This window comes from Acinetobacter sp. TUM15064, assembly GCF_008980265.1.
In the GTDB taxonomy this organism is placed as follows: Bacteria; Pseudomonadota; Gammaproteobacteria; order Pseudomonadales; family Moraxellaceae; genus Acinetobacter.
The window spans coordinates 1-484 of record NZ_BKFU01000204.1 but is presented as its reverse complement, the minus strand read 5'-3'; the positions used below and the strand labels follow the sequence as shown (position 1 = coordinate 484).

At 37.4% G+C, this 484-nt stretch carries 1 protein-coding gene; it reads right to left on the bottom strand.

Going from position 1 to position 484, the window contains the following annotated elements; translation table 11 throughout:
* Nucleotides 1-484 (bottom strand): site-specific integrase (locus GBI16_RS18435; RefSeq protein ID WP_151707636.1); only part of this gene is annotated, 484 nt, incomplete at both ends.

The window sequence follows — 484 nt, the reverse complement described above, 5'->3', positions numbered from 1 at the left end:
ATGCTGATTCGATCACCTGCCATTTGTCACTATAGCGTTTATTCAAATTGGAGGATGCAATATGTCTAAATCCATGTGGATTTTGTTTTCCTCGATAACCTAATCGATTCAATGCCGCATTAAATGTTAAATTCGAAATTGGCTTATTAATGCTATCGCGACTTGGGAATAAGTATTCACTTTCAGGTGAAATTTTCTTTAGCTCCATCAATAATTTAATGACATGCTTGGACAAAGGAATCCCATGTTCGATACCTTTTTTCATTATATTTGAGGGACGTATCCACACCGCCTCATCAAAATCAAATTGCTCCCATTTCGCCTGTCGCAATTCCCCTGGACGAGGAAACATATGTATTAAAAGTTCTAAGCCTATTGCAATCGGTCTGGATGAGGAATTTCGAATTAATGAAATCATTTCTGGAAGCTGTTGAATAGCTACATGCTTCATACTTTGAGATTCCCCTTTCGCTAAATAATCACC